Raw genomic sequence first — 1747 nt, forward strand, 5'->3', positions numbered from 1 at the left:
CGCCGGGGCGGGCGGGCCGCCATCCGGGCCGCGCGCAGGTCCAGGGTGTACCGGGCGGCCCGCACCCGCGGCGCGGTCTCGGCCCGTTCCCGCAGCAGTCGGGTCGGTATCCGGTCGATGCCCCGTGCCGCCCACACGGCCACGGCGACCAGCGTCGCGAGGGTGAGGACGCCCCCCGTCACGGGGAGGCCCCACCCGCCGCCGAGGGGGGTGTCCGGGCCGGTGGTCAGCGGCAGCGTCGCCCATCCCCACGGTCCGGACCAGGCCGGGATCCACCGCGCGGCCCCCTCGGATCCGCCGGCCCCGGTTCCGAGGGCACCGGCGAGGAACGGCAGCGCGAGCAGCGTCGCCCCGCCCCGTGCGGCCCGGACGATCCGCCGGTGCCGGGTGGGGGCGAGCGTCGCGACCCGCTGCGCGGGGACCGCCAGACAGGTGCCGACGCACCCGGCCGAGCCGCCGGCCAGGGCCCCGGCGAGCGGTGCGGCGACCGGGCCGCCGGCGCCGAGCGCGAACACCAGCAGGCCGCCGAGGGCCCCCACCGCGGCGGTCGCGGCCGTGGCGAGGGCGACGGAGACCACCCACCGGGGCATCAGCAGGGCCCGCCGGTCCAGGGGGTGGGCCAGGAGCCAGGCGATCGTCGCCCGGTCGGGGGCGGGCGGGCCCCACCGCACGCCCCGCAGGACGAGGGCGAGCACCGCCGCCGCCCACAGGGCCGGGAGGAGTGAGGGCAGCGCGGCGAGGACGTGGTCGGTGACCGGCCCGTCGAGCCGGCCGCCGGTGCCGGCCCGCACCACCGCCCACAGCGGCGGCACCCCCCACAACGCCCCCAGCAGGACGGTGCAGTAGGCGGTGTACAGGACGCTGCGCCGCCGCGCCCGGCGGGTCTCCGCGCGGGCGCGGCGCAGCAGGGCCCGGACCCCCGCGGTGCGTCGGCGGACGGCCTCCCGGCCGGTGTCGGCCGGGGGGTCGAACGGGCTGGGCGGGTCGAACGGGCCGGAGGAACCGGCCGGGCCGGGAACGGGAGCGGTCGGCGGGGCGGGTGTTCCGGTCACCGGACCCCGTCCCCCGGCGGGTCGGGGAGGAGCCGGCCGTCCGGCGCGAACCGCAGGCCGGTGTCGGCGACGGCCCCGGCGAGCCGGTCGTCGTGGGTGGCGAGAAGGACGGCGACGCCCCCGGCCCGGGCGGAGTTCAGGCGGTCGGCCAGGCGGTGTCGGGCCCGCCCGTCCAGGCCGGATTCGGGTTCGTCGAGGATCAACAGGCGGTGGGGGCGGACGAAGGCGGCGGCCAGGGCGAACGCCCGGCGCTGCCCGGAGGAGAGGTGGTCGGGCGTCAGATCGGCCTGTCCGGTGAGCCCGTGGTCGGCCACCACCCCGTCCACCACCTCTTCGGCCGACTCGCCGCGGCCGTGGGCGAGGGCGACGAGCAGCAGGTGCTCGCGGACCGAGAGGTCCGGGTGGTGGGCGTCGTCCTCCAGCACGACGGCGACCCGGGCGCGTTGGCGCGGGTCGTCCTCGTCGGAGGGCCGGCCGTCGAGGGTGACGGTGCCGGCCCGGGGGCTCTCGCGGCCGGCGGCCAGGCGCAGCAGGGTGGATTTCCCCGTGCCGTTGCCGCCCCGGACGACGAGGCAGCTCCCCGCCCGGAGGGTGAACGAGACGTCGGTGAGCAGGGTGCGTTCCCCGTAGCCGTGGTGGACCCCCGTCATCCGCAGCCCGACGGTCGGTGACGGCGGCGGGGCCGGTGGGGAGGG

At 79.9% G+C, this 1747-nt stretch carries 2 protein-coding genes; both read right to left on the bottom strand.

Annotated elements, in window-relative coordinates:
* A partial coding sequence (locus tag FOE67_RS24765; protein ID WP_323385445.1) for a DUF6297 family protein occupies positions 1 to 1052 on the bottom strand: 1052 nt, incomplete at its 3' end.
* The coding region (locus FOE67_RS24770; protein ID WP_323385447.1) for an ABC transporter ATP-binding protein at positions 1049 to 1747 on the bottom strand (699 nt) is incomplete at its 5' end. The genes FOE67_RS24770 and FOE67_RS24765, both read right to left, overlap by 4 nt.

Origin of the sequence: Streptomyces calidiresistens, assembly GCF_014141525.1 — a bacterium.
Classification (GTDB): domain Bacteria; phylum Actinomycetota; class Actinomycetes; order Streptomycetales; family Streptomycetaceae; genus Streptomyces; species Streptomyces calidiresistens.